Source organism: Dermacoccus abyssi, from assembly GCF_003515945.1.
Taxonomy (GTDB): domain Bacteria; phylum Actinomycetota; class Actinomycetes; order Actinomycetales; family Dermatophilaceae; genus Dermacoccus; species Dermacoccus abyssi.
Genome location: NZ_QWLM01000019.1, coordinates 25,056 through 46,840, shown reverse-complemented (window position 1 = coordinate 46,840; position 21,785 = coordinate 25,056). Strand labels below are relative to the sequence as shown.

Sequence of the window (21,785 nt, the reverse complement as noted above, 5' to 3'; positions counted from 1 at the left end):
TTAACGCAGCCCACCGACAACGCCGGAGCTCCGCCCGTGCGAGGTGCGGACCGGGACCGAGGCACCCACCTCGCAACCCGCCTACGATGAGCTTGTGAGCCGCGAGCGTCAGCCCATCACGCCCCCGACGATCATCCTGCGCACGCCTGCCCCGACCGACGACCTCGACGCGGAACGTGCGTGTCTCTCCCCCGACGAGCTTCACCACGCGAACACGTTGCGCGACGGCGAGACCCACCGCATGTTCGTCGCCCGCCGGGCCCTGCTGCGCACCGAACTGGCTGCGCGTCTCGGCGGGTCTCCGGCCGAGATCGTCATCGACCACCGTCCGTGTGTGCAGTGCGGCGGCTCGCACGGACGGCCCTATCCGCGTGCAGCCGATCTGCATTTCTCGGTGACCAGCGTGCGTGGCCCGCGTCCCGTCGTCGCGCTCGCCCTCGCCGAACGTCCCGTCGGGTTCGACCTCGAGGAGGTGGCCGAGCTCGACGTGGTCCGCGACGTGGCGACGCAGCTGCACTTGCGCGAGCGGGCTGCCGTCACCGCAGCGCTCGAGACGTCCTCGCGGGCGGCGTGCAGCGTCTTCACCGAGATCTGGACGCGCAAGGAGGCGCTCCTGAAGGGAACGGGCGAGGGCATCACGGTGCCGCTGGACCGCGACGACGTCAGCGACGTGCGTGCCCGCCCGATCCCCGGGTGGACGGTGGCGATGTGGGAGACCGATCGCCCCGACGTCGTCGGGGCATGGGCTCTCAGCGATTGAGCCGGCTCAGCCCCACCCGAGTTCGTGCAAGCGGTGGTCGTCGATGCCGAAGTAGTGGCCGATTTCGTGCAGCAACGTGACGCGGATCTGCTCGACGACTTCCTCCCGCGTCCTCGAGAGGCGCTGAATCGGACCGGAGAACAGGTAGATGCGATCGGGCAGGCTGCCCCAGCCATAGCCATCTCCGCGGTCAGGAAGCGCAACGCCCACGTACAGACCGAGCAGCTCCCCACCGTCGACGTCGGCGAGCTGCTCGGGCGTGGGCTCGTCCTCGACCTGGAAAACGACGTTGTCGAGGCGGTCGAGAAACTGCGTCGGCACCGCGTCGAGCGCGTCACCGACGGCGTCCTCGAACTCCTGGCGCGACAACCACACAGGGTCAGGACTTACGCAGGCTGCTGACGATGTCCTTGGCCAGCTTCTGTGCCCGCTCGGCCGTGCCGGAGCTGACAGTGATGTTGCGGTACGAGCCCTTGCCGTCCGGCACGTAGAGCGCGACGCCGCGGACGGTGGTCTCGGCTACCGGCAGGCTGTACTCGTACTGCACAGCCTGTCCGAGCGGCGTCTCGATCTCCTTGAAGGAGACGGGCTTTCCGCCGATCTGGTCGAACGACGAGTCGAGTTGGCCCTTCGTGGGCTTCACGGGGGTGGCGACCTTCGTGACGTTCGCGTTGTCGGCGAAGTTCGACGTGCCGGACAGATCGATGACGACGATGTCGGCCTGGGTCTCGAACTGCTTGACCATCTGCTCGGGCGTGAGCCCGGACTTCTTCGCGAGCGGTTCGATGTTCTTCTTCGAGCGCGGGTTGTCGAGAAGCGACGCCTCGACCTTCTGCCAGCCCGACGGCACGGCGAAGCTCATCCCGGCATCAGGAGCCGTGACGAGCTTTGTGCCGGCCGGCAGAGCGGCGGTGCCCGCATCACTCGACGAGGCACTCGAGGAGGAAGTCGAGGAGGAAGTCGGGGACGAGCTCGACGAGGACGATTCGGACGAGGTGGACGACTCCGTCGCGGACGATTCGCTCGACGACGACTCCGACGGCGAACTCTCGCTCGTCGAACTGGAGCTCTGTGACGAGGAACTGCTCGTCGAGGTTCCCTCCGCACCGAACGTGCCGCACCCGGCGAGCACCGTGGTGAGCGCGAGCCCTGCCGTGACCACCCTGAGCGACTTCATGACGAACCCCTCCCGAACACTGCCGACTGTGAGGCTCACACTAGCGCGGCAGGACGACCGGACGACCCGTGGACGGATCCTCGAGAACCACACACTCGATGCCGTACAGACGCTTCGCCAGTTCGGCGGTGAGAACCTCCGCCGCCGCGCCCTGCGCGACGATCTTCCCGTCGGACATCGCGACGAGATGATCGGCGTAACGCGCCGCGAGGAACAGGTCGTGCAGCACCATGACGACGGTCGTGCCACGCTCGGCGTTGCGGCGCCGCACGACGTCGAGCAACTCCACCGCGTGACCGATGTCGAGGAAGCTCGTCGGCTCGTCGAGCAGCAAGATGTCCGTGTCCTGAGCGAGTGCGAGTGCGAGCCACACCCGCTGACGCTGACCGCCGGAGAGCTCCTCGACCGGTCGCTCGGCGAGGTCGTCCACGCCGGTGACGCGCATCGCCTCGGCGACCACCTCGTCGTCCTCGGGGCCACCGCGCCCGAGCAAACCGAGGTGCGGTGTGCGCCCTTGACGCACGAGTTCCGCGACACTCATCCCTTCGGGAGCCAGCGGGTTCTGGGGCAGGAGCGCCACCTTCTTCGCGACGTCACGCGTCGGCTCGGACGCGACGTCGGCGTCGTCGAGCAGCACCCGCCCGGACGCCGGCGTCATGAGTCGGGTGAGGCCCGCGAACAGCGTCGACTTGCCACAGCCGTTGGCGCCGATGAGGACGGTGACCTGCCCGTCGGGCACCTCGAGCGAGACGTCACGGACGACGTCGGGCCCGGCGCCTCGGCCCGAGCCGTAGCGCAGCACGAGTTCTTCGGTGCGAAGCCGTGTCATCGCGTTCCTTTCGATCGGCCTCGCTGCGATGCGACGAGGAGCCAGGCGAGCACGGGCGCGCCGGCGAGTCCGGTGATGACGCCGACGGGCAGCTTGCCGCCGCCAGGGATGAGGTAGGCGCCGACGTAGTCACCGGCGATGGTGATGCTCGCGCCGACGAGCGCCGCAGCGACGATGCTCGTGCGCCCCATGAGACGACGGGCGATCGGGCCGGCGAGCAGGGCGACGAAGGCGACCGGGCCGCAGACGCTCGTCGCCACGGCGATGCCGAGCACGACGGTGACGAAGACGAAGGCTCGTGTGGCGCCGTCGGGAACGCCGAGGCCGACGGCGAGCGGTCGACCGAGTTCGAGCACGCGCAGGCGATGAGCCAGGACGGCGAGCACGACGAGCATCGGAAGCCCGATACCCGCGAGCCGTGCAATCTCGGGCCACGTGACGTCCGAGACCGAACCGGCGAGCCACACCATCGCGTCCTGCGCCTGGAAGGCGTTGGACTTGAGCAGGATCCACTGGATCACCGACTGCAGACCCGCAGCCATCGCGATACCGACGAGGATCATGCGCGCCGTCTGCCCCTTGGCGAGAGCCAGGATGACGCCGGAGACGGCGAAGCCGCCCAGCACGGCGACGAAGAGGATCGGCCAACCGGACCATCCGAGCAACGTCACACAGAACACGGCCGCTGTACTCGAGCCGAGCGAAATGCCGAGGACGTCAGGGCTCGCGAGTGGGTTACGCACGAGCGACTGCATCGCCGCACCTGCCGCGCCGAAGAGCGCCCCACCGACGAGGGCTGCCACGGCCCGCGGCAGCTTCGACTCCATGAGGACGTAGTTCGCGCCGCTCACGTCGATCTGCTCACCGAGGACGATGCGCACGGCATCGGTGATGGTGAAGGTGAAGTCGCCGAGGAGAACCCGGACGAGGAAGATCGTCAGAGTCGCGACGATCAGTGCGCCGAGGGCGAAGAGGCGGCGCCGTTTGCGCGGATCGGTGTCGACGCGCGACCGCTCGAGCGTCGTCGGGGACATCTGCGTCGCGGAGGGAGAAGTCGATGTCGTCTCGTTCACAGCGATCGCATCCTCGCGACGACCCACAGCAGGGCGGGGCAGCCGAGGACGGCCGTCATGATGCCGACCTGCACTTCGCCGGGCGGGGAGACGACGCGGCCGAGCGTGTCGGCGAGCAGAACGAGGCTGGCCCCGACGAAGGCTGACGCGGGGAGAAGCACGCGGTACGACGTCCCGATGAGGGGACGCAGGAGGTGGGGCGCGACGAGCCCGACGAAACCGATCGGCCCCGCGACGGCCACGGCCCCTGCCGCGAGTGCCACCGCAGCACCGCCGATGACGAAGCGCAGCTTCTCGGGCTTCTCGCCGAGGCCGCGCGCCACGGAATCGCCCATGGCGAGGATGTCGAGGCGCCGTCCCGCAACGAGCAGAACGCCGAAGCCGAGCGCGAGCAGCGGCAGCACCGGAACGATGTCGCCGATCTCGCGGCCGGCGACCGAGCCGACCTGCCAGAAGCGGTAGACGTCGAGCGACTTGCCGTCGGCGATGAGCAGTGCCGACCCGACGGAGGTCGCGCCGGCGGTGAACACCATGCCGGCAAGCGCCATCGACAGCGGGCTGTTGCCCGATCCGCCGAACCCGCGTGAGGCCGCCGTCGCGAGCGCCGTCACGGCCACCGCGGCGAGCGCGGCGCCGACGAGCGCGAAAGCGATGTAGCCGAGAAGCGAGTTGATACCGAACCACGTGATGCCCGCGACGACGAGCAGTGATGCCCCCGCGTTGATGCCGAGAATGCCCGGGTCGGCGAGAGGGTTGCGAGTGATGCCCTGCATCGCGGCACCCGACATCGCGACAGCCGCCCCGATGAGGGTGCCGGCGACTGTACGGTCGCCGCGTGCAGACAGGAGCGCACCGAGGTCGCCCGAGGTGAGCGCCGTGGCCCCGACGAGCAGGGACACGACGACGGCGACCGCGAGGAGCGCGGGCAGCACGAGGCCACCGGCGACGAGCCGCGATCGGCTCGGTGCCTGCGCGTCAGGGCGTGACGTGGTGGATGACATCGGCATCGAGGCTAGTGACCACATCGAATGCGGCTGCGCGCGCACCGCGATGCGGAACGCGCGCAGCCGTCATCCGAGGTACTTACTTGACCTTCTTGGCCGCGGCGGCGAGCTGCGGCAGGAACGTCTCGAGAGCGACCGGGATCGACAGCACGCTCGGGCCGGACATCGCCGCGGACGGCTTCTGCTCCTTGATCGAGACGAACGTGTCGTTCTTGATCGCCGGGATCTTGCCCAGCAGGGCGTTGCTCTTGATCTTGCTCGGCTCGGCGCCCTGCAGTTCGTCGAACACGACGATGTCCGAGTCGATCTGCGCGGCCTTCTCGGCAGAGAGGTCGACGAAGAACGACTTGCTGCTCTTCGTCTGCTTGGCGATTCCGTCACCGTCGGGCAGGCCGAACTCGGCGAGCATGCGCGGACGGTTGTCGCTCGGGGTGTAGACACCCACCGTGTTGAGGTTCGTCGGCGTGAAGTAGACCCACGAGGCCGTCTTGCCCTTGAGCTCGGGGTACTTGGCGACGGCGTCGCTGATCTTCTTCTTGGTCTCGGCCATGAGCTTCTCGCCCTCGGCCTTCTTGCCCAGAGCGGTCGCGATCATGGTCGTCGACTCCTGCCAAGACGTGCCCCAGGCGACCTTCGGGTACGCGACCGTGGGTGCGATCTTCGAGAGCTTGTCGTACTGCTCCTTCGTCAGACCCGAGTTCGTTCCGAGGATGAGGTCGGGCTGGTACGTCGCGATCTTGTCGACGGGCGTGCCGTCCTTGTCGCTGAAGCGCGCCGGAGCCTTGCCCCCGATCTTCTTGAGCTGAGCGTCCAGCCAGTCGGTGGACTTGTTCGCGTTGGCGCCCCACGTCACCTCGGGTGCCGCGACCGGCGCGACGCCGAGGGCGGCGACGACGTCGGCGTCACCCCACCCGACGACGACGACCTTCGTCGGGGCCTTCTCGATCTTCGTCGTACCGAAGGCGTGCTTGACCTCGACGGGGAAGCCAGACCCGGCGCCCCCACCCGAGCTCTTGCTCTCCGACGACTCGTCGGACGACGAGCCGGTGCCACAGGCGGCCAGGGCGGTGGCGGCAGTGCCTGCGGTGGCGAGGGCGAGGAAACCACGGCGGTTGATCACGGGGGACCTTTCGATGAAGGGACAACAGCAGATATGCAGTTACGTCACGTCGACGTGACGCAATGCCTGGCAACGTGAGTTAGGCAATGCTAACCTCACATGTGTTGCTCGATGCAACGCCCGCACCCGCAGTCGAGACGGAAGGCGTCGATGATGACCCCGACCACCGCACGCGCTCGCGCGTTGCGCCCAGTCGATCGCGGTGAGGCCGGCCGGATCCTGGCCGACCTTCGCGCGCAGGACTTCGTCTTCACCGTCCTCGAAACCGAGCGCGTCAGCGACACCTACCAGCGCGTGCGCTGCGCAGGCAACGGATTCCTGCGCACTCATGCCCCGTACCCCACGATGTGGGTGCGCCTGTGGTTCACCGATCCCACGGGAACCGGCGCCGGCCACCAGCGCGCCTACACGCTCGTCGACCCCAACGTCGAGACCGACACCTTCTGGCTCGAGTTCGCCATCCACGACGGCGCTGCCGCCCGCTGGGCGCAGCAGACCGTCCTCGGCGACGAGATCGAGGCCAGCCTCTACGGGTCGGAACCGTCCCTGCCCGACTGCGACGACGTCGACCGTCACCTCCTCGTCGGAGACACCGCCTCCCTGCCGGCGATCAACTCGCTCCTCGACGCCGTGAGCGCCGCGCCGACCACTGTTGTCCTCGAGTGGGTGCACCCCGAGGACCGTGCGCTGCCTGTTCGCCTACGTGCACAGGATTCGCTGCGCTGGGTGCGTCGCACCGACAACGGTCAGGGCCTGCTCGACGCCGTCGATGCGGAGATCGCCGCGTTCGTCGCTGCAGACGGGGCGCCCGGCGAACGCACGAACCTGCACGCCCCCGAGGCCACCTGCACGCGGCTGTTCGCGTGGGGCGCCTGCGACACCGTCACGACCCGCGCCCTGACGAAGAAGCTGCGCGCGGCAGGCCTTCGTCGCGACTGCATCAAGACGCTCGGCTACTGGTTGCCGCCGAAGGAAGCCGACCAAGCGCTCGCCGGCTGACGCGCGGCCGGCCTGCCCACGAAGCGAAACGAACTGCCCACGTCCCCTCGGGAGCGTGGGCAGTTCGTCTCACGTCAGGCCCGTGAGGCCAGCGTTCAGGCCTTCGGGACGTTGCGCTCCAGTTCGTCGAGCCAGGCCTTGCCCGAGGCATCGGACGGCATGCGCCAGTCGCCGCGGGGAGACAATGCACCGCCGGCGCTCACCTTCGGTCCGTTCGGCAGCGCCGAGCGCTTGAACTGCTGGCTGAAGAAGCGCTTGTAGAACACCTCGAGCCAGTGACGGATCTCCTCGAGGGAGTAGACCGGGCGCTTGTCCTCGGGGAAGCCGGCCGGCCAGCGGCCGTCGTCGACGTCGTCCCAGGCGTGCATGGCGAGGAACGCGATCTTGCTCGGGCGGAAGCCCTGCGAGAGCACGTGGTAGAGCGTGAAGTCCTGCAGGTTGTACGGGCCGATGTTCGCCTCGGTCGACTGCGGCGTCTCGCCCTCCTTCGTCGGCACGAGCTCGGGCGTGATCTCGGTGTCGAGGATCGACAACAGCGTCTCGCCGACGCGCTCGTCGAACTGGTCGCTCGAAGCCACCCAGCGCACGAGGTGCTGCATGAGCGTCTTCGGGACGCCGGCGTTGACGCCGTAGTGCGACATCTGGTCACCGACGCCGTAGGTGCACCAGCCGAGTGCGAGCTCCGACAGGTCACCCGTGCCGAGGACGATGCCGCCCTTGCTGTTGGCGATACGGAAGAGGAAGTCGGTGCGCAGACCGGCTTGGACGTTCTCGAACGTGACGTCGTAGACCTCCTCACCGCGCCCGAACGGGTGGCCGAGATCCTTCAACATTTGTGTGGCCATCGGGCGGATGTCGACCTCCTCGAACGTGACGCCGAGCGTCTCGCCGAGCTTGTACGCGTTCGACTTCGTGTGGTCGCTCGTCGCGAAGCCCGGCATCGTGTACGCCAGGATGTCGGTGCGCGGGCGTCCGAGGCGGTCCATCGCCTTGGCCGCGACGATGAGCGCGTGCGTCGAGTCGAGACCACCCGAGACACCGATGACGATCTTCGGCTGGCCGATCGAGCGCATGCGCTGCTCGAGTGCGCTGACCTGGATCTCGTACGCCTCGTAGCAGTCCTGGGCGAGGCGGGCTTCGTCGGCGGGCACGAACGGGAAGCGCTCGATCTCGCGCTTGAGACCGAGGTCGGCGTCCGGCACACCGAGCTCGAACGGCACCTCGCGCAGCGGTCGCGCCGGGCCGAAGCTCAGGCGGTTGTCGTCATAGCTGCCGTAGCGCTGGCGCGCCTGGCGGATGGCACCGAGGTCGATGTCCGCGACGCTGGAGCGCGGGCCCTCGGGGAAGCGCTGAGTCTCGGCGAGCAGGGTGCCCTGGTCGTAGATCATCGTCTGGCCGTCCCACGCGAGGTCGGTGGTCGACTCGCCCTCGCCGCTGGCCGCGTAGACGTACGCCGACAGCGTGCGGAACGACTGGCCCTGAACCGTGAGGCTGCGCTGGGCGGACTTACCGATGGTGATGGGCGAACCGGACAGGTTCATGAGGACGCTCGCACCCGCGAGGGCCGCCTCGGACGACGGCGGGATCGGCACCCACACGTCCTCGCAGATCTCGACGTGGATGGCCAGATCCGGCAGGTCGAGTGCTCGGAAGATGAGGTCGGGACCGAAGGGCACCTCGCCGAGTTCCTCGCCGAGGTCGACGTGCTCACCGCGCTGATCCTCGCCGAACGCGTACCAGCGCTTCTCGTAGAACTCGCGGTAGTTGGGCAGGTAGCTCTTCGGCACGACGCCGAGAACCTCACCCTCCTTGACGACGACGGCGCAGTTGTAGAGGCGCTGGCCCTTACGAATCGGCGCGCCGATGACGGCGACGGGCGTGAGCCCGCGCGAACCGTCGACGACGGCGGCGATCGCGCGCAGCACGTCGTCGAGCAGCACGTCCTGCATGACGAGGTCCTCGACGCTGTAACCGCAGAGGTTGAGTTCGGGGTAGACCGCGGCCGCCACACCCTCGTCGTGCAGCTCACGCATCGACTCGAGAACGCGCTCGGCGTTCGTCATCGGGTCGGCGAGCGCAATGGGGTGAGTGACCGCCGCGACGCGGGCGAATCCGTGCGCGTACAGGGAACGGAAGTTCATGGTTCCCAGCATGTCAGAACCCACCGAGGACGCCTGTGAGGAAGGTGCCGGCGCCCCGCGGTGACGCCACGGCGGGGGCCGTTGGCTACGGTCTGGTCATGACGCACTCCGGCTGTTGGACCACGCGCTCGAGCACCCCGAAGTACACCAACCCGTGGATCAGCGTCCGGGAGGACGCCGTCGTGCGCCCCGACGGCGTAGAAGGCGTGTACGGCGTCGTCACCATGCGCAATCCGGCCGTTTTCGTCGTCGCGATGACGGACGAGGACGAAGTCCTCATGGTCTCGCTCTACCGCTACCCCACCCAGGCGATGTCGCTCGAGGTACCGGCCGGCGGCAGCGACGGTGAGAACCTAATGCTCGCAGCGCAGCGTGAGCTCGCCGAGGAGACCGGCTACACGGCCCGCGAGTGGCGCGAGATCGGGCGGATGAACGCCCTCAACGGAGTGTGCGACGCCCCCGAGCACGTCTTTCTCGCCACGGGCTTGCAGGCTGCGGCCAGCGTCGAGGACGTCGAGAGGGCAGCCCGTGAGCAGAAGGCAGAAGGGATCTCCGCCGTTCGAGCCGTTCCGTGGCGCGACCTCACGCGTCTCGTCGCCGACGGAGAGATCACCGATGGCGAGACACTCGCTGCCCTCATGTTCGCTGCGGCCGCCCTCGGGTGGTTGTGACAACAGGTGTTGCGCAACAGGTAACGTCGGTGACGGCGCTCACACTCGCGAGCGCGATCAGCCGAGCCCACGAGGAACGACATGCCCAGCGACGTCGAGATCGCAGCCGCCTCCCCTATGCAGCCCATCGAGGACATCGCGGCGAAGATCGGCATTCCCGAGTCCGAGATCTTCCGCTACAGCCCGCACAAGGCCAAGGTCTCGCTGCCGTACGTTCAGGGGCGCGACCGGCGTGAGGGCAGCAAGCTCGTGCTCGTCACCGCCACGAGCCCTACTCCGGCCGGTGAGGGCAAGACGACGACCACGGTGGGCCTCGTCGACGGGCTCGCGCAGATCGGCGAGTCCGCCGCAGCCGCGCTGCGTGAGCCGAGCATGGGGCCCGTCTTCGGGATGAAGGGCGGGGCCGCCGGCGGAGGGCGCGCCCAGCTCAACCCGATGACGGACATCAACCTTCACTTCACCGGTGACTTCGCGGCCATCGCCGCCGCACACAACCTGCTCGCAGCGGTGCTCGACAACCACCTGCAGCAGGGCAACGCGCTCGGCATCGACCCGCGCAGCATCACCTTCAAACGCGTGCTCGACATGAACGACCGCGCGCTGCGCGACATCGTCATCGGCCTCGGCGGGCCGACCAACGGCGTGCCGCGCGAATCCGGCTTCGACATCGTCGTCGCCAGTGAGGTCATGGCCATCTTCTGCCTCGCCACGTCGATCGACGACCTCAAGGAACGCCTCGGTCGCATCGTTGTCGCGCGAACCTACGAGAAGGCACCCGTGACCGCGAGCGACCTCGGCGTCCACGGCGCCATGGCGGCTCTTCTCGCCGACGCGTTGGCGCCCAACCTCGTCCAGACGCTCGAGGGCAACCCCGCCTTCGTCCACGGCGGCCCGTTCGCCAACCTCGCGCACGGCTGCAACTCGGTGACGGCGACGCAGACCGCCCTCGCTCACACCGATTGGACCGTGACGGAGGCCGGCTTCGGCGCCGACCTCGGCGCGGAGAAGTTCATCGACCTCAAGTGCCGCTTCACCGGCCTGCGCCCGGACGCCGTCGTCCTCGTCGCGACGATCCGCTCGATGAAGTACCACGGCGGCGTGGCCGTCGCCGACCTCACGACGGAGAACGTCGAGGCGATGCTCGCCGGCATGAGCAACATCGAGCGCCACCTCGCGAACATCCGCGACGTGTGGGGCCTGCCCGTCGTCGTGGGCGTCAACCGCTTCCCGAGTGACACCGACGCCGAGATCGAGGCCTTCACGAAACACGTCGAGGGGCTCGGCGTGAAGGTGGAGATCTGCACCCACTTCGCCGACGGCGGCAAGGGCGCGGCGGGGCTCGCGAAGGCCCTCGTCGAGATCACGTCCGGCCAGAAGCCCGAGCTGTCGTTCACCTACGGCGACGACCTCGGGCTCGCGGCGAAGGCAGAGACGGTCGCACAGCGCATCTACGGCGCGGAGCGACTCGAGATCCCCTCGGCCGTCGCCAAGCAGATCGCCCAGTTCGAGGACGAGGGTTACGGCCACCTTCCCGTGTGCATCGCGAAGACGCAGAAGTCGTTCACGACCGACGACGCCGAACGCGGCGCCCCGTCGGGCCATGTCGTCGAGGTGCGCGAGGTGCGCCTGGCCGCCGGTGCGGGCTTCGTCGTCTTCGTCTGCGGCTCCCTCATGACGATGCCGGGTCTGCCGAAGAAGCCGGCCGCGCTGGCCATCGACGTCGACTCCGAGGGCGCCGTCACCGGCCTGTCCTGACGGGCGACGCGCACCGAGGGAAAGATCCGCCCTTCGTGCGTCCAAGCCGGCGGCTCGGACGCACGAAGGGCGGATGTCGTCAGGTGGGGCGCCTCACGGCAGCACGCGGGGGCTGTACTTGACCGCCGCTCGCGCTTCCGCGCGTGCTCCGGCCTTGGCCATCGCGACCTTGCGCGCCTTGGCCGTGTTCTGCGCGATGAGAAGCAGCGCCTGCTCGGCGCGCTCACGGCGGAAGGTGGTGCGAGCGCTCGTGTTCCACGAGCGGTTGAACAGACGCTTCGCCGCAGCGAGCTGATCGGGCGACTTCGTGGTCAGCTCGTGCGCGAGGTCCATGGCGGCAGCCAGCGGGTCGTCGCTCACCTCGGAGGCGAGACCGAGCTCGACGGCACGCTCGCCGCAGACCATCTCGGCCGTCATCGTGAGCTTCTTCGCCACGTCGATGCCGACGAGTTCCTTGAGCGACTGGACGCCGCTCATGTCGGGGATGAGCCCCCACTTGCCCTCGAGCACCGACCACTCGGCGTCAGGTGTGGTGTAGCGGTAGTCGGCGCCCAGCGCGATCTGCAAGCCGCCGCCGTAGCAGTGGCCGTGAACCGCGGCGACGACGGGAACCGGCACGCGCCGCCACGCCCAGCAGGCTTCCTGGAAGGTGTTCGTGCCGCGCCACGGGCGGGGGATGAAGGCCGGGATGATCTTGGCCGGGGCCTTGTTGACCGATCCGAAGTCGAGACCGGCGCAGAACGAGCGTCCCTCACCCGAGACGACGACGACGCGGACGGCCTTGTTCGTGCGCACGTGGTGCGCCGCAGCCACCAGCTCCCCGAGCATGGGCAACGTGAGGCCGTTGAGCTTGTCCGGTCGGTTGAGCTTGACGTGGGCGATGCCCCCGGTGATCGTCGTCTCCACATTCGCCATTGCGTCAGCGTACGTCGACGGCGCCGCGTCCGACAGGCGATTGCCCGGGTTGTGCAGCGCACGAGCCATTCGTCGGCCGTCAGCCTGACGACGATCGTGCTCGTACAGCCCCTCGAGCACCATCGCCTCGTGGGCGGCGCCGCGGTAGAGCTCGAAGGCCGCCACGGTGATCCACGGAACGACGGTGACGACGAGAAGGACGACGGGCAGCGACACGTGCTGCGTCGACAGGAGCACCGCACCCGCGAGCACGGCGAGGGTCGCGAGCAGGATGAACGTGTGCAGGCCGGCCCAGGAGCGGGTCGTGAGGTAGTGGGCGAGGTACAGCGCCACCGTGTAGAGGCCCACCGGAACGGCCAGCGCCAGAGCGGCGACCGTGTGGTCGACGTGCGAGCCCGTCTTCTCGAACGACAGGGCGACGACGTGCAGGCCCCCGACGACGGCCGCCAGGCTCGGCCACACGAGGAAGTGGGCGTAGCCGAAACCGAACGAGCGGCTGAAGAAGCGATGGAGCACCTTGCCGAACGGGGTGATGAAGTAGCTCCACCACATGCCCACCGCCATGGCGATGCCCGAGAGCGCCACGAGGATCGCGCTGCCCCAGTCGATGGTGCGCTCGGCGTCTCCGAGGATCTCCTCGAGCGTCAGCACGGTGCCCGTGACGATCTCGCCGAACGTGATGATGGTGAGCAGGCCGTGTCGCTCCGCGACGTGGTGGGCGTGCCACGGGGTGCCCTTTCCACGTTCGGCGATCAGGGGCCCTGTCAGCTCGACGCACGTGACGAGAGTCGTCAGGGTGAAGATCGCCGGGAGCGGCAGGTGCATGCCCTCGAGAAAGGTCGTGGCGACCCACAGGATCTGTGCGACGACGAGGGTCGCCATGTACGTCGCGATCGCCCTGCGGTGCTCGGGGTCGCTGCGATAGGCGCGCACCCACTGGCACAGCATCGCGCCCCGCATGATGACGTACCCGATGACGATGACCGTGTTGTCGAAGTGCCCTTCCTCGATCGCCTCGAAGGTCCGCGGGATGCCGAGGGTGAAAATGACGACGCCGACCATCTGCACCATCGTGAGCAGACGGTAGAGCCAGTCGTCCGAGTCGTACGCACTCGCGAACCAGGAGTAGTTGATCCAGGCCCAGATGATGCCGAAGCTCGTGAAGGCGAACGCCCGACGGCGCCCGCCACGTGGCCCACCGCAATCCCGTGCGCGAGCTGCGACGCCCCCGTCGCGACGGCGACGACGAACGTCAGGTCGAACAGGAGCTCGAGCGTGCTGGCCACGCGTCCGCTCTCGTGGGGGTCTCGGCCCGACATCGGGCGAATGCGAGAACGAAGGTCGTCGGCGGTGACCGAGGGGGTCGTCGTGGCCGCATTATGACCCCGCGCGTCGACGCGTCAGAGCGCCGTCCACGCTCACGCGTCGGTGCGCAGCTCCGCCGACTCGTAGGTGCGGGCGCCCGCCAAGGACGGCGCGTAGGCGTGCACGGTGAGGGCTGGGCTGTCACCGAAGGCGCTCGTGCGGTGAATGAGACCGGGCGCAAGCCAACGGTGTTCGTCGGCCGTCACCACGCGCGTGGTCTTCTCCCCCGACGGCAGGTGCACCTCTTCGAGCAACGATCCGCGCACGACGACGAAGGCACCGGACGCGGCACCGTGATCGTGCCAACCGCTCGTGGAGCCTGGCGGCCAGGTGATGGCCCACATCTCGAGGTGGGGTGTGCCGGCCAGCGAGGCACGGCGGCGGTTCCCGTCGGCCGGCAGGTCGTCGAGATGCGCGGCCAGCGAATCGTCGCTCGCGAAGAGTCGGGCCACACGCACGAGTTGCTCGTCGGTGAAGCTGGTGATGCCGGGGGCGTCGGACGAGGTTCGCATGGTGATTCCTGGAGTGATGAGGCAACCCAACCCGCAGAAGGCGGGGTCGACCGCGGACATCTCCCAGCCAACCACCTCCACCGAGCGTCCACTCCTCCCGCACCTGTGGATTTGCTGACACTTCCCCTGCGCAGCCGTCAATTTCCCGACAAGGGACGCGGCAGGCCGCGAGCAGGACGGAGACAGGGAAGACCGCCGAGCAGCGACCGCCGCACGACGGGAAAGGGCGCCACTCGTGTGCGAGTGGCGCCCCTCCCTCTTCCCCAGAGCCCCGCGCAACGAGAGCGCAGGGAGTTTGCTCGGCGGGCCAGAACCGGCACGGGGGAAGGTCGTGCGCGAGAGCAGACGCGATCCGGCGGATCGAGCCGTTCTGGCCGGCCACGCGAGGCGCCCGCCGATGGGGCGGACACCTCGCGGGTCACAGGGCGGCCTTGACGCCCCCGGAGAACATCGAGTCGTGCAGTTCGATCTGGGTCAGCTTCGTGCCCGCCGGGACGTCGAAGACGAGGACGCCCTTGACCTGGTTACCGGGGTTGATCTGGTTGAACAGCACGTCGTTTCCCTGGATGGAAGCGCCTGCCATCGTGTCGGCGGAGAACTGCGTGCCGGAGGCGTCCATGGCCTTCTGGTCGGAGTCCGAGAGGCCCTGCTGTTGGTCGCCGATGTTCTTCACGGTGACGTGGACGAGGGTGTACTCGCCCTGAGCGGTTTCACTCACGTACTGCTGCCCCACCGTCTTCTTGCCGCGCTCGACCTTCGTGATCGTGAATTCGAACTTGCCGTCGCGCACCGGCGTACCCACCGCGGGCAAGGCGTCTCCGCCGTCCTTGGACCCGCCATCCGAGTTGCCCTCGGAGGTCTTGCTCTTCGAGCTGCTGCTCGGCGCCGCGTCGTCACCACCCTTGGAGCCACCTCCCCCGATTGCCGATCCGATGCCCACGATCAGGACGAGCGCGAGGATCGCCGTGAGGAACTTGTGGCGCAGGAACCAAATCTTCTTCTTGGGCGGCGGCTGCGGTTGCCAACCACCCTGCGGGTAGCCCTGCTGGGGGTAGTGGCCCTGCTGCTGGAACGTGTTGTTCTCGTCGTTCATGTGATTCTCCGGGGAAAAGGTCGGCGTGGCGCCGACGGCGATGGTTGATGTCGCCCCCTCGTACGCTTCGCATCCGGCGGCGACACCCGAAGGATCATCGCGCTCGATCCCCTCGCGCACATCGGTCGATCGGGCAGAATCCACCTGCCCGATCGGTCGGGGCGCACCGTCCGCGCCGAGCCGTCCCGGCGAACCACTCGCCACCGACGACGAGCCACCCGCGAAGCTATGAACTCCCTCTGAACGGGAAATGGCCCCAGGGCCCGCGCGCGCACCCAAAAAGTGACCGACATCTCACTCGACGCCGACCGATCAAAATAACAACCGCTGAACGCACGACCAACTTGGCGCCAGTACTGGGCAGACAGCTCCTTCTGGCGAAACCCCTGCCCGTTTCAGCCTACCCGCCCTAGACGCCCGTGAGCTTCTTGGGCGAAATTTAATTCTGCTATCGCACATATTATAGGACCGGGCTCCGCCCCCGGTCCGGCCTCAGCCCGACTTGATCGCAGCCGTCATCTCGGCCAGCCGCAAGGAAAAGAAGTACATGAACGCTCGCTCGATTCGCGCACGTCTGCGTACCACCACGATCGCGACGACGGCCGCTACGGCCATGCTCGCCACGGGAGGCGTGGCTCTGGCCACGCCTGCCGCAGCAGCCACGCGCCCCGTGGAAATCCAGGCCACCGTCCTGGTCCTCGACGACGGCCAGCCCATGGTCAGTGCCATCGTCGACCGCCTCGCAAAGGAGGGCGTCGACTACGAGAAGGTCGACCTCACCTCCGCCTCGCGCCCGCAGCTGACTCCGGCATTCTTCGCGAGCCAGGGGTGGCTCACCACTCGGGCGAAGTTCATGGGTGTCGTGACGCCCAGCGCCGAACCGGCGAGCCTCACCGCCGCCGAGCGGGCCACCCTGGCGCGATACGAGAGCACCTTCAAGGTGCGCGAGTTCAGCGCGTACAACTGGCCCAGCGCGGGCATCGGCCTGGAGAACCAGTACAGCGGCGCCGTCGACGGCATGGCCGCCGACCTGTCCGGCGCAGCGAAGACCAACGGCTTCGAGTACCTCAAGGGATCGGTCACGTTCGACGACCTCTCCCCCGGTGTTTCCGAGAGCTACGGATACATCGCGAAGAAGGCCGCCACGAGCAACGGCGCCACCTATACGCCGTATCTCACGCTCCCCGTGCCCGGAACGGGCGAGAACGGCTCCCTCCTCGGCGTCTACGCCAAGGACGGGCGCGAGCAGCTCATCAGCACGGTCGCGTCCAACGCCTCGCAGCAGCACTGGAAGGTGCTCTCGCACGGCATCGTCTCGTGGCTGACCCGGGGGATCTCGACCTCCTACTCGCGCAACTTCCTCGCGGTTCAGGTCGATGACGTCCTGCTGCCCGACGCCGAATGGAACGCCGAGGGCAACTGCACCGTGGGCGACGACTGCGACCCCGCCACGTACCCCGAGACGGCACCCGACGCCACCTCGCGCATGACGGCCCAGGACGTCGACCAGCTCGCCGCCTGGCAGCGCACCAACGGCGTCAAGCTCGACGTCGCCTTCAACGGCGCGGGTGCGGCCGACCAGAAGGCCGAGACCGGCTCCGACGCCCTCGAGGCGTCGTTGCTGGCCAACAAGAACGAGTTCCGCTGGATCAACCACACGTGGTCGCACCCCTACCTCGGCTGTGTTCACGACGACTCGACGACGCCGTGGCAGTGCGCGAAGACGTCGACGGGTGGCATCAACTGGGCCTCGCAGGCCACGATCGCCTCCGAGATCAGCAAAAACGTCGCGTACGCCAAGACGAACACGCTGCCCAACTTCGACGCCGCGAGCCTCGTCACCGGCGAGCACTCGGGTTTGAAGTCGCTGCCGCAGATGCCGGCCGACAACCCTTACCTCGCGTCGGCCCTGACGCAGCAGCGCATCAAGTGGATCGCCTCGGACGCCTCGCGCGAGAGCGAACCGCGCGTCCTCGGCTCCGCGACGACCGTGCCGCGCCACCCGATGAACATCTACTACAACACCTCGACGAAGGCTAACGCCGTCGACGAGTACAACTGGCTCTACACGAGCCGCGCCGACGGCGGATCCGGGCTGTGCGAGGACAACCCGGCCACGAGCACGTGCATCACGCCGCTGACGCAGGACGGGTTCGACTCCTACATCGTGCCCAAGGAGAAGCAGATCGCCCTGGGGCACGTGCTCGACAACGACGCCCGCCCGCACTACGCCCACCAGAGCAACCTGACGGGCGACCGCATCCTCTACCCGGTCGTCGAGGGCATTCTCGGCTCCTACCGCGGCGTCTACGCCGACAACGCTCCCATCGTCAACGTCACGACGGCCGAAGCGGGCACGCAGCTCGTGCGTCAGCAGACGTGGCGGGCCAGGAGCTCGCAGGTGCAGGCGACGATCTCCGGCACCAAGCTGCAGCTGTTCAACAACTCCTTCTCCGCGATCGACGTGCCCGTGACGGCACCGTCCGGCACCCGCTCGGGCCTTTCGACGTTCGGGCAGAGCTACGGCGGGCAGTCGTCCGACTGGGTGCGCCTGCGCGGCCTCGGCCTCAAGACGTTCACCCTGCCCACCGCGACCGGTTTCGCCACGAGCGCCTCGTGGGACACCTCCGCCGCCGCGACGCCCGCCACCCCGAGCGCGCCTGCCCTCACACCGGGCACGGCGAAGGACGGCACGTCGACGCGGGTGGTCGCACAGCCGGTCGCCGACAGCGACCTGATCGCGGCCGCCGGCTGAGTCCAGCATGCACGTCGCGTTACTGAACGAGGGAACCTACCCGGTCGTGCACGGCGGGGTCAGCACCTGGTGCGACCAGTTGGTGAAGAACCTACCCGAACACGAGTTCTCCATCGTGACGCTCACCGGCACGCAGCACGAGAGCGTGTGGTCGCTGCCCTCCAACGTCCGCTCGTTCCAGGCCAAACCCATGTGGGGTGAGGTGAGGCGTCGGTGGTCGTTCGAGGCGCTGCGAGCCTGGGGTGAGTCGTCGGAGATCGACTCCGCCTACCGCCAGTTGTGGTCGGCCGTGTTGCCACCTGCAGGTCGCTCGGTCGACCTGCAGGCGGCGACGGCAGGGCTGCGCGTCCTCGCTGCCGAGTACGCCCAACCCCTCATGGCGCACTTCACGGGCGGCCTGGGGACGAAGGCGCTCATGGGCGCCTGGGCGTCGCACGTGAAGGGCACGGGCCTACCACCGCTGTCGGGGTCGCAGGCGGCGGACGTCTCGCGGCACGTCGACCGTTTTCTCGCGGTGCTCAACGTGTCATGGCCGAGCGTCGACCTCATCCACGCCACGACGAACGGTCCGGCAGGGCTCATGGCACTCGGCCGGCACTGGCGGGACGGCACACCCATCGTCCTGACCGAGCACGGCGTGCACCTGCGCGAGCGCTACCTCGCGCTGCGCGCCGCGAACTTCCCCTGGACCGTGCGCTACGCCCTTATGGCGATGACGCGCGCCGTCTGCCAGACCGTCTACAACCACTGCGAACTCATGACGCCCGTGAGCGAGTTCAACGCAGGATGGGAGCGCGAGCTCGGAGCGAAGGCGCAGCGCGTCATCACCGTGCCCAACGCCGTCGACGCCACGGCCTTCCCACCCGTCGAGGGCGAGCCGGACGTGCCGACCGTCAGCTTCGTGGGTCGCATCGACCCGCTGAAGGACCTGGCCACCCTCATCGAGGCGTTCGCGATCGTGCGCGACTCGGTACCGGATGCCCGCCTGCGGCTCTTCGGCCCGACGCCAGCCGGCAACGAGGCCTACCGGGCGGAACTCGACGCGCTCGTCGTCGCATGCGGCCTCGGGGCGAGCGTGACGTTCGAGGGCGCGGTGCCCTCGGCCCGACCCGCCATCGAAGCGGGCCACGTGGTCGCCCTGTCCAGCATCTCCGAGGGGCTGCCCTACACCGTCATCGAGTCGATGATGTGCGGCCGCGCGACCGTGAACACCGACGTCGGAGGAGTCAACGAGTGCGTCGGGCGCGACGAGACGTGCGGGCTGCTCGTACCGCCACGCGACGCCCAGGCCCTGGGTGAGGCGCTCGTGCGCCTGCTCGTCGACGATGCGGAACGGCAAGCCATGGGACGCCGTGCGCGCGAGCGCGCCCTGTCGACGTTCGACCTCGCGAAGTTCACCGCACGCTACCGGTGCATCTACCAGCGCAGCGCCGCCACGGTGCCCGAGGCAGACCTCGACGACGTCCGCCGCGCCCTCGAGGCAGCCGACTCGAGCGCCACACGTGAGTACGCCGCCGCGACCCACGCCGCACCCACCACCACGGAGGCCGAGTCGTGTCGATGACGCTCAAGGAGGCGACCGGGACGAGGGCGACGGGCGACGACGAGACGCACCTCGAGCTCGCCGCCTCGGTCGACAACACCGTCGACCTCTTCGACGCCGCCGCTCACCTCGAATCGATGGGGTTCGGGGGCCGCAGCTCGGTGCGCCACGGCTATGCGAACACCTTCGCGCACGCTGACGCGCTCGTGCGCACGCGCCTGGCCGGCGCCGTCGTCCTCACGGGCCGCGAGCGCACGGACGAGTTGCGCACGTGGAGGCGGGCATGGAGCCACGCCCTCGCCCGCTCCCTGACGATGCTGTGCGGCGTCCTCATCTGCATCGCCACGGTCTCCACGCACAACACGAACGCCGTGTTCACCGCCGGTGCCGTCGGGTGGCTCGCGGGGCAACTCGTCAGCGCGACGATGTGGCAGGGCCTGTCGTCCGCCAGCCGTCTCAAGGCCGAGGTGAACGGCGCCTGCGTCGGGACGGTGGCCCTCCTGCTCTCTGCGGCCACCTGCCTCGTCGTGGATTCCTGGGCCCCCCTGCTGTGGGCGTTGTGGAGTTGTGCGATCTCGGCGCTCGTCGTCATCGGGTCTCCGGTGCAGCTCCTGGGCGCTGTCCTGCCCTGCGCCGCACTGACCGGGGTGCTGCTGCTCGTCGAACCGAGCATGGCCCTCGTCGTCAGCCGCATCATCATCCTCGGATTCGCGGCGGTGACGGGATACGTCGTCCTCAAGGCTGCCTGGGAGCAACAACAGCGTGCCCGCACGTTGGCGCGTGAGGTCCTGCACCCCATCCTGGCCTGGAGCACCATCCAGACGCTCGCACTCATCACCCAGTTGATGGTGCTCGTCCTGCACGTCGGCAGCGCGTTCACGTCGTCGTTGGCGCTCGCCGGCCTCGCAGCCTCCGCGGCCTGCGAACCGGTGCTCGACAGCGCCCTGCTCGGCGCGAAACGCCTTGCGGTCCTGACCCACAGTTGGCGCCAGTTGCGGTGGACGACGGCCGGCCTCGGCGCGCTCGCCGTCGGCCTCGTCTGCGGCGTGGGCCTCATCGCCGCGTTCTTCATGCTCACTGCCGTCGGAGGTGGCCGCGACGATGCCCACCTCTTCCTGCCCGCTGTGCTCATCACAGCCCTCACCACGACCGGCTCGGGCGTGCAGCTACGCACCGGAAACGCCCCGGGGGCTGCGGCGGTGGCCGCCGGCAGCCTCGCCGTCGTCCTAGTCTGTATGCTCACCGGTGGCGCCGTCGGCCTGCTCCTGGCGTCCCTCGTACTGTTCGTCATCGTCAGCGCCGTCACGGCCCGACGCACCTCCCACTCTGCGAATTGGTGACACGTGTTCGACGCCCCTCAACCCACCCCGGCCGTCCCCTGGTACATCCATCCGGCAGAAGCACCTCTCGCGTGGCAGCGCCTGGCCGACGGCGTGTTCGGCTTCGGGTTCGTCGTCGTCAACGTCGACAACGGGCCTGGGCACGGGCCGCAGGATCCGTACTACCGCAGGCCGCTCGAGCGCGGGCTCGCCACGACTACAGCCGGGTACGTCAACGTCGGCTACGGGCAGCGCCCCTGGGATGACGTGCTCGAAGAGGTCGAGCAGTGGCAGCAGTGGTACGGCATCCACGACATCATGCTCGACTGCGTCCCGTCGCAGGATCATCAAGGCGCCTGGTCGGTCGAGTGGATCGACGCGTTGAGAGACGCCGGGGTCGAGCACGTCATCGCCAACCCCGGCGTCGTGCCAACGCGACGCCTCGTCGAGACGGCCGACGTCACCTGTGTGGCCGAGGCTGCCTGGCAGGACTACGCCCACCTGCAGATGCCCGAGTGGTTGCAGGCGGTCAGCCCGCACAAGCAGTGGCACCTCGTGCACGGCGTGCCACCCGAGCACCTCGCCTCCGTGCCGGCCCTGGCCGCGAGCCGCGGGGCGCACTTCAGCTGGGCCACCGACCGGGGCCTGCCCAACCCGTGGGACGTGCTGCCCGCGCCGTACGCCGACTGTCACCCTGAACTCGTGAAGGCACGATGAAGACCTCGCTCCCCGCAGCGGGCGCGCTCGTGCTCGC

General features: G+C 68.6%; 19 protein-coding genes and 1 pseudogene. 8 read left to right on the top strand and 12 right to left on the bottom strand.

Features of this window, described 5'->3' with window-relative positions; genetic code table 11:
- Positions 1-94 precede the first annotated feature (94 nt).
- Positions 95-760, top strand: coding sequence for a 4'-phosphopantetheinyl transferase family protein (locus D1832_RS13265; protein WP_118914698.1), 666 nt, complete (start codon positions 95-97; stop codon positions 758-760).
- A gap of 6 nt (positions 761-766) precedes the next feature.
- Here the strand turns inward: D1832_RS13265 and D1832_RS13260 are convergent, their stop codons facing one another.
- From D1832_RS13260 to D1832_RS13230, 7 genes are all read right to left on the bottom strand, one after another.
- A complete protein-coding gene (locus D1832_RS13260) occupies positions 767-1,135 on the bottom strand; it encodes a metallopeptidase family protein (RefSeq protein WP_047311017.1) in 369 nt (122 codons plus the stop codon).
- A gap of 4 nt (positions 1,136-1,139) precedes the next feature.
- Positions 1,140-1,622: a hypothetical protein gene (locus D1832_RS13255; protein WP_118914696.1), complete on the bottom strand. Its 483-nt coding sequence runs from the start codon at positions 1,620-1,622 to the stop codon at positions 1,140-1,142.
- A gap of 58 nt (positions 1,623-1,680) precedes the next feature.
- Positions 1,681-1,881, bottom strand: a complete 201-nt coding sequence (locus tag D1832_RS13250) for a hypothetical protein (protein WP_118914694.1) — start codon at positions 1,879-1,881, stop codon at positions 1,681-1,683.
- 96 nt (positions 1,882-1,977) lie between these two features.
- Positions 1,978-2,766, bottom strand: a complete 789-nt coding sequence (locus D1832_RS13245) for an ABC transporter ATP-binding protein (protein ID WP_118914693.1) — start codon at positions 2,764-2,766, stop codon at positions 1,978-1,980.
- Positions 2,763-3,839 carry a FecCD family ABC transporter permease gene (locus tag D1832_RS13240; protein WP_241511015.1) on the bottom strand — a complete coding sequence of 359 codons (1,077 nt, stop codon included), beginning with the start codon at positions 3,837-3,839 and terminating at the stop codon, positions 2,763-2,765. Before D1832_RS13240 ends, D1832_RS13245 begins: the two co-directional genes overlap by 4 nt.
- Positions 3,836-4,840, bottom strand: coding sequence for a FecCD family ABC transporter permease (locus D1832_RS13235; protein ID WP_241511014.1), 1,005 nt, complete (start codon positions 4,838-4,840; stop codon positions 3,836-3,838). The genes D1832_RS13240 and D1832_RS13235 overlap by 4 nt, the downstream gene beginning before the upstream one ends.
- An 82-nt stretch (positions 4,841-4,922) precedes the next feature.
- Positions 4,923-5,963 (bottom strand): iron-siderophore ABC transporter substrate-binding protein, encoded by a 1,041-nt coding sequence (locus tag D1832_RS13230; protein WP_118914690.1) that lies wholly within the window; start codon positions 5,961-5,963, stop codon positions 4,923-4,925.
- Between the two features lie 153 nt (positions 5,964-6,116).
- Between D1832_RS13230 and D1832_RS13225 the strand changes: the two genes are divergently transcribed.
- The gene (locus D1832_RS13225) at positions 6,117-6,962 is read left to right on the top strand and encodes a siderophore-interacting protein (RefSeq protein WP_147362714.1); all 846 of its coding nucleotides are present in this window, start codon (positions 6,117-6,119) and stop codon (positions 6,960-6,962) included.
- 95 nt (positions 6,963-7,057) lie between these two features.
- Here D1832_RS13225 and D1832_RS13220 read toward each other — a convergent pair whose 3' ends face one another.
- On the bottom strand, positions 7,058-9,103 hold the full coding sequence (locus D1832_RS13220) for an NAD(+) synthase (protein WP_047311012.1): 2,046 nt from the start codon (positions 9,101-9,103) through the stop codon (positions 7,058-7,060).
- A 98-nt stretch (positions 9,104-9,201) separates the two neighbouring features.
- Here D1832_RS13220 and D1832_RS13215 point away from each other — a divergent pair, with 98 nt between their 5' ends.
- Together D1832_RS13215 and D1832_RS13210 are read left to right on the top strand one after the other, a co-directional pair.
- A complete protein-coding gene (locus tag D1832_RS13215; protein ID WP_118914711.1) occupies positions 9,202-9,774 on the top strand; it encodes an NUDIX domain-containing protein in 573 nt (190 codons plus the stop codon).
- An 81-nt stretch (positions 9,775-9,855) separates the two neighbouring features.
- Positions 9,856-11,529 (top strand): formate--tetrahydrofolate ligase, encoded by a 1,674-nt coding sequence (locus D1832_RS13210; protein WP_118914686.1) that lies wholly within the window; start codon positions 9,856-9,858, stop codon positions 11,527-11,529.
- Between the two features lie 93 nt (positions 11,530-11,622).
- Here the strand turns inward: D1832_RS13210 and D1832_RS16035 are convergent, their stop codons facing one another.
- The 4 genes and pseudogenes from D1832_RS16035 to D1832_RS13190 form a co-directional block, all read right to left on the bottom strand.
- Positions 11,623-12,444, bottom strand: coding sequence for a crotonase/enoyl-CoA hydratase family protein (locus D1832_RS16035; RefSeq protein ID WP_182434794.1), 822 nt, complete (start codon positions 12,442-12,444; stop codon positions 11,623-11,625).
- Positions 12,445-12,636: 192 nt separating this feature from the next.
- Positions 12,637-13,605 (bottom strand): annotated as a pseudogene (locus tag D1832_RS16030) (low temperature requirement protein A); the annotation flags it as partial.
- 257 nt (positions 13,606-13,862) lie between these two features.
- The gene (locus D1832_RS13195) at positions 13,863-14,321 is read right to left on the bottom strand and encodes a cysteine dioxygenase (RefSeq protein ID WP_165357977.1); all 459 of its coding nucleotides are present in this window, start codon (positions 14,319-14,321) and stop codon (positions 13,863-13,865) included.
- 418 nt (positions 14,322-14,739) lie between these two features.
- Positions 14,740-15,414, bottom strand: coding sequence for a DUF4352 domain-containing protein (locus D1832_RS13190; RefSeq protein ID WP_118914708.1), 675 nt, complete (start codon positions 15,412-15,414; stop codon positions 14,740-14,742).
- A 547-nt stretch (positions 15,415-15,961) separates the two neighbouring features.
- On the opposite strand from D1832_RS13190, the gene D1832_RS13185 reads away from it, so the two are divergent.
- The 4 genes from D1832_RS13185 to D1832_RS13170 are packed head-to-tail and all read left to right on the top strand — an operon-like array spanning position 15,962 to position 21,748.
- Positions 15,962-18,169, top strand: a complete 2,208-nt coding sequence (locus D1832_RS13185; protein WP_147362713.1) for a hypothetical protein — start codon at positions 15,962-15,964, stop codon at positions 18,167-18,169.
- A 7-nt stretch (positions 18,170-18,176) separates the two neighbouring features.
- Positions 18,177-19,733 (top strand): GT4 family glycosyltransferase PelF, encoded by a 1,557-nt coding sequence (gene pelF / locus D1832_RS13180; protein WP_118914680.1) that lies wholly within the window; start codon positions 18,177-18,179, stop codon positions 19,731-19,733.
- Entirely contained in the window at positions 19,724-21,052 is a 1,329-nt protein-coding gene (locus tag D1832_RS13175) for a hypothetical protein (RefSeq protein WP_147362712.1), read from the top strand. The genes pelF and D1832_RS13175 overlap by 10 nt, the downstream gene beginning before the upstream one ends.
- 3 nt (positions 21,053-21,055) lie before the next feature.
- Positions 21,056-21,748, top strand: coding sequence for a spherulation-specific family 4 protein (locus D1832_RS13170; protein ID WP_118914676.1), 693 nt, complete (start codon positions 21,056-21,058; stop codon positions 21,746-21,748).
- Positions 21,749-21,785: the final 37 nt, after the last annotated feature.

What these genes read in the sequence shown, in the direction of transcription:
- D1832_RS13255 (WP_118914696.1), bottom strand. Translation starts at nt 1,622, where the DNA reads ATGAGCTTCGCCGTGCCGTCGGGCTGGCAGAAGGTCGAGGCGTCGCTT.
- D1832_RS13245 (WP_118914693.1), bottom strand. Translation starts at nt 2,766, where the DNA reads ATGACACGGCTTCGCACCGAAGAACTCGTGCTGCGCTACGGCTCGGGC.
- D1832_RS13235 (WP_241511014.1), bottom strand. Translation starts at nt 4,840, where the DNA reads ATGTCATCCACCACGTCACGCCCTGACGCGCAGGCACCGAGCCGATCG.
- D1832_RS13225 (WP_147362714.1), top strand. Translation starts at nt 6,117, where the DNA reads ATGACCCCGACCACCGCACGCGCTCGCGCGTTGCGCCCAGTCGATCGC.
- D1832_RS13220 (WP_047311012.1), bottom strand. Translation starts at nt 9,103, where the DNA reads ATGAACTTCCGTTCCCTGTACGCGCACGGATTCGCCCGCGTCGCGGCG.
- D1832_RS13215 (WP_118914711.1), top strand. Translation starts at nt 9,202, where the DNA reads ATGACGCACTCCGGCTGTTGGACCACGCGCTCGAGCACCCCGAAGTAC.
- D1832_RS13210 (WP_118914686.1), top strand. Translation starts at nt 9,856, where the DNA reads ATGCCCAGCGACGTCGAGATCGCAGCCGCCTCCCCTATGCAGCCCATC.
- D1832_RS16035 (WP_182434794.1), bottom strand. Translation starts at nt 12,444, where the DNA reads ATGGCGAATGTGGAGACGACGATCACCGGGGGCATCGCCCACGTCAAG.
- D1832_RS13195 (WP_165357977.1), bottom strand. Translation starts at nt 14,321, where the DNA reads ATGCGAACCTCGTCCGACGCCCCCGGCATCACCAGCTTCACCGACGAG.
- D1832_RS13190 (WP_118914708.1), bottom strand. Translation starts at nt 15,414, where the DNA reads ATGAACGACGAGAACAACACGTTCCAGCAGCAGGGCCACTACCCCCAG.
- D1832_RS13185 (WP_147362713.1), top strand. Translation starts at nt 15,962, where the DNA reads ATGAACGCTCGCTCGATTCGCGCACGTCTGCGTACCACCACGATCGCG.
- pelF (WP_118914680.1), top strand. Translation starts at nt 18,177, where the DNA reads ATGCACGTCGCGTTACTGAACGAGGGAACCTACCCGGTCGTGCACGGC.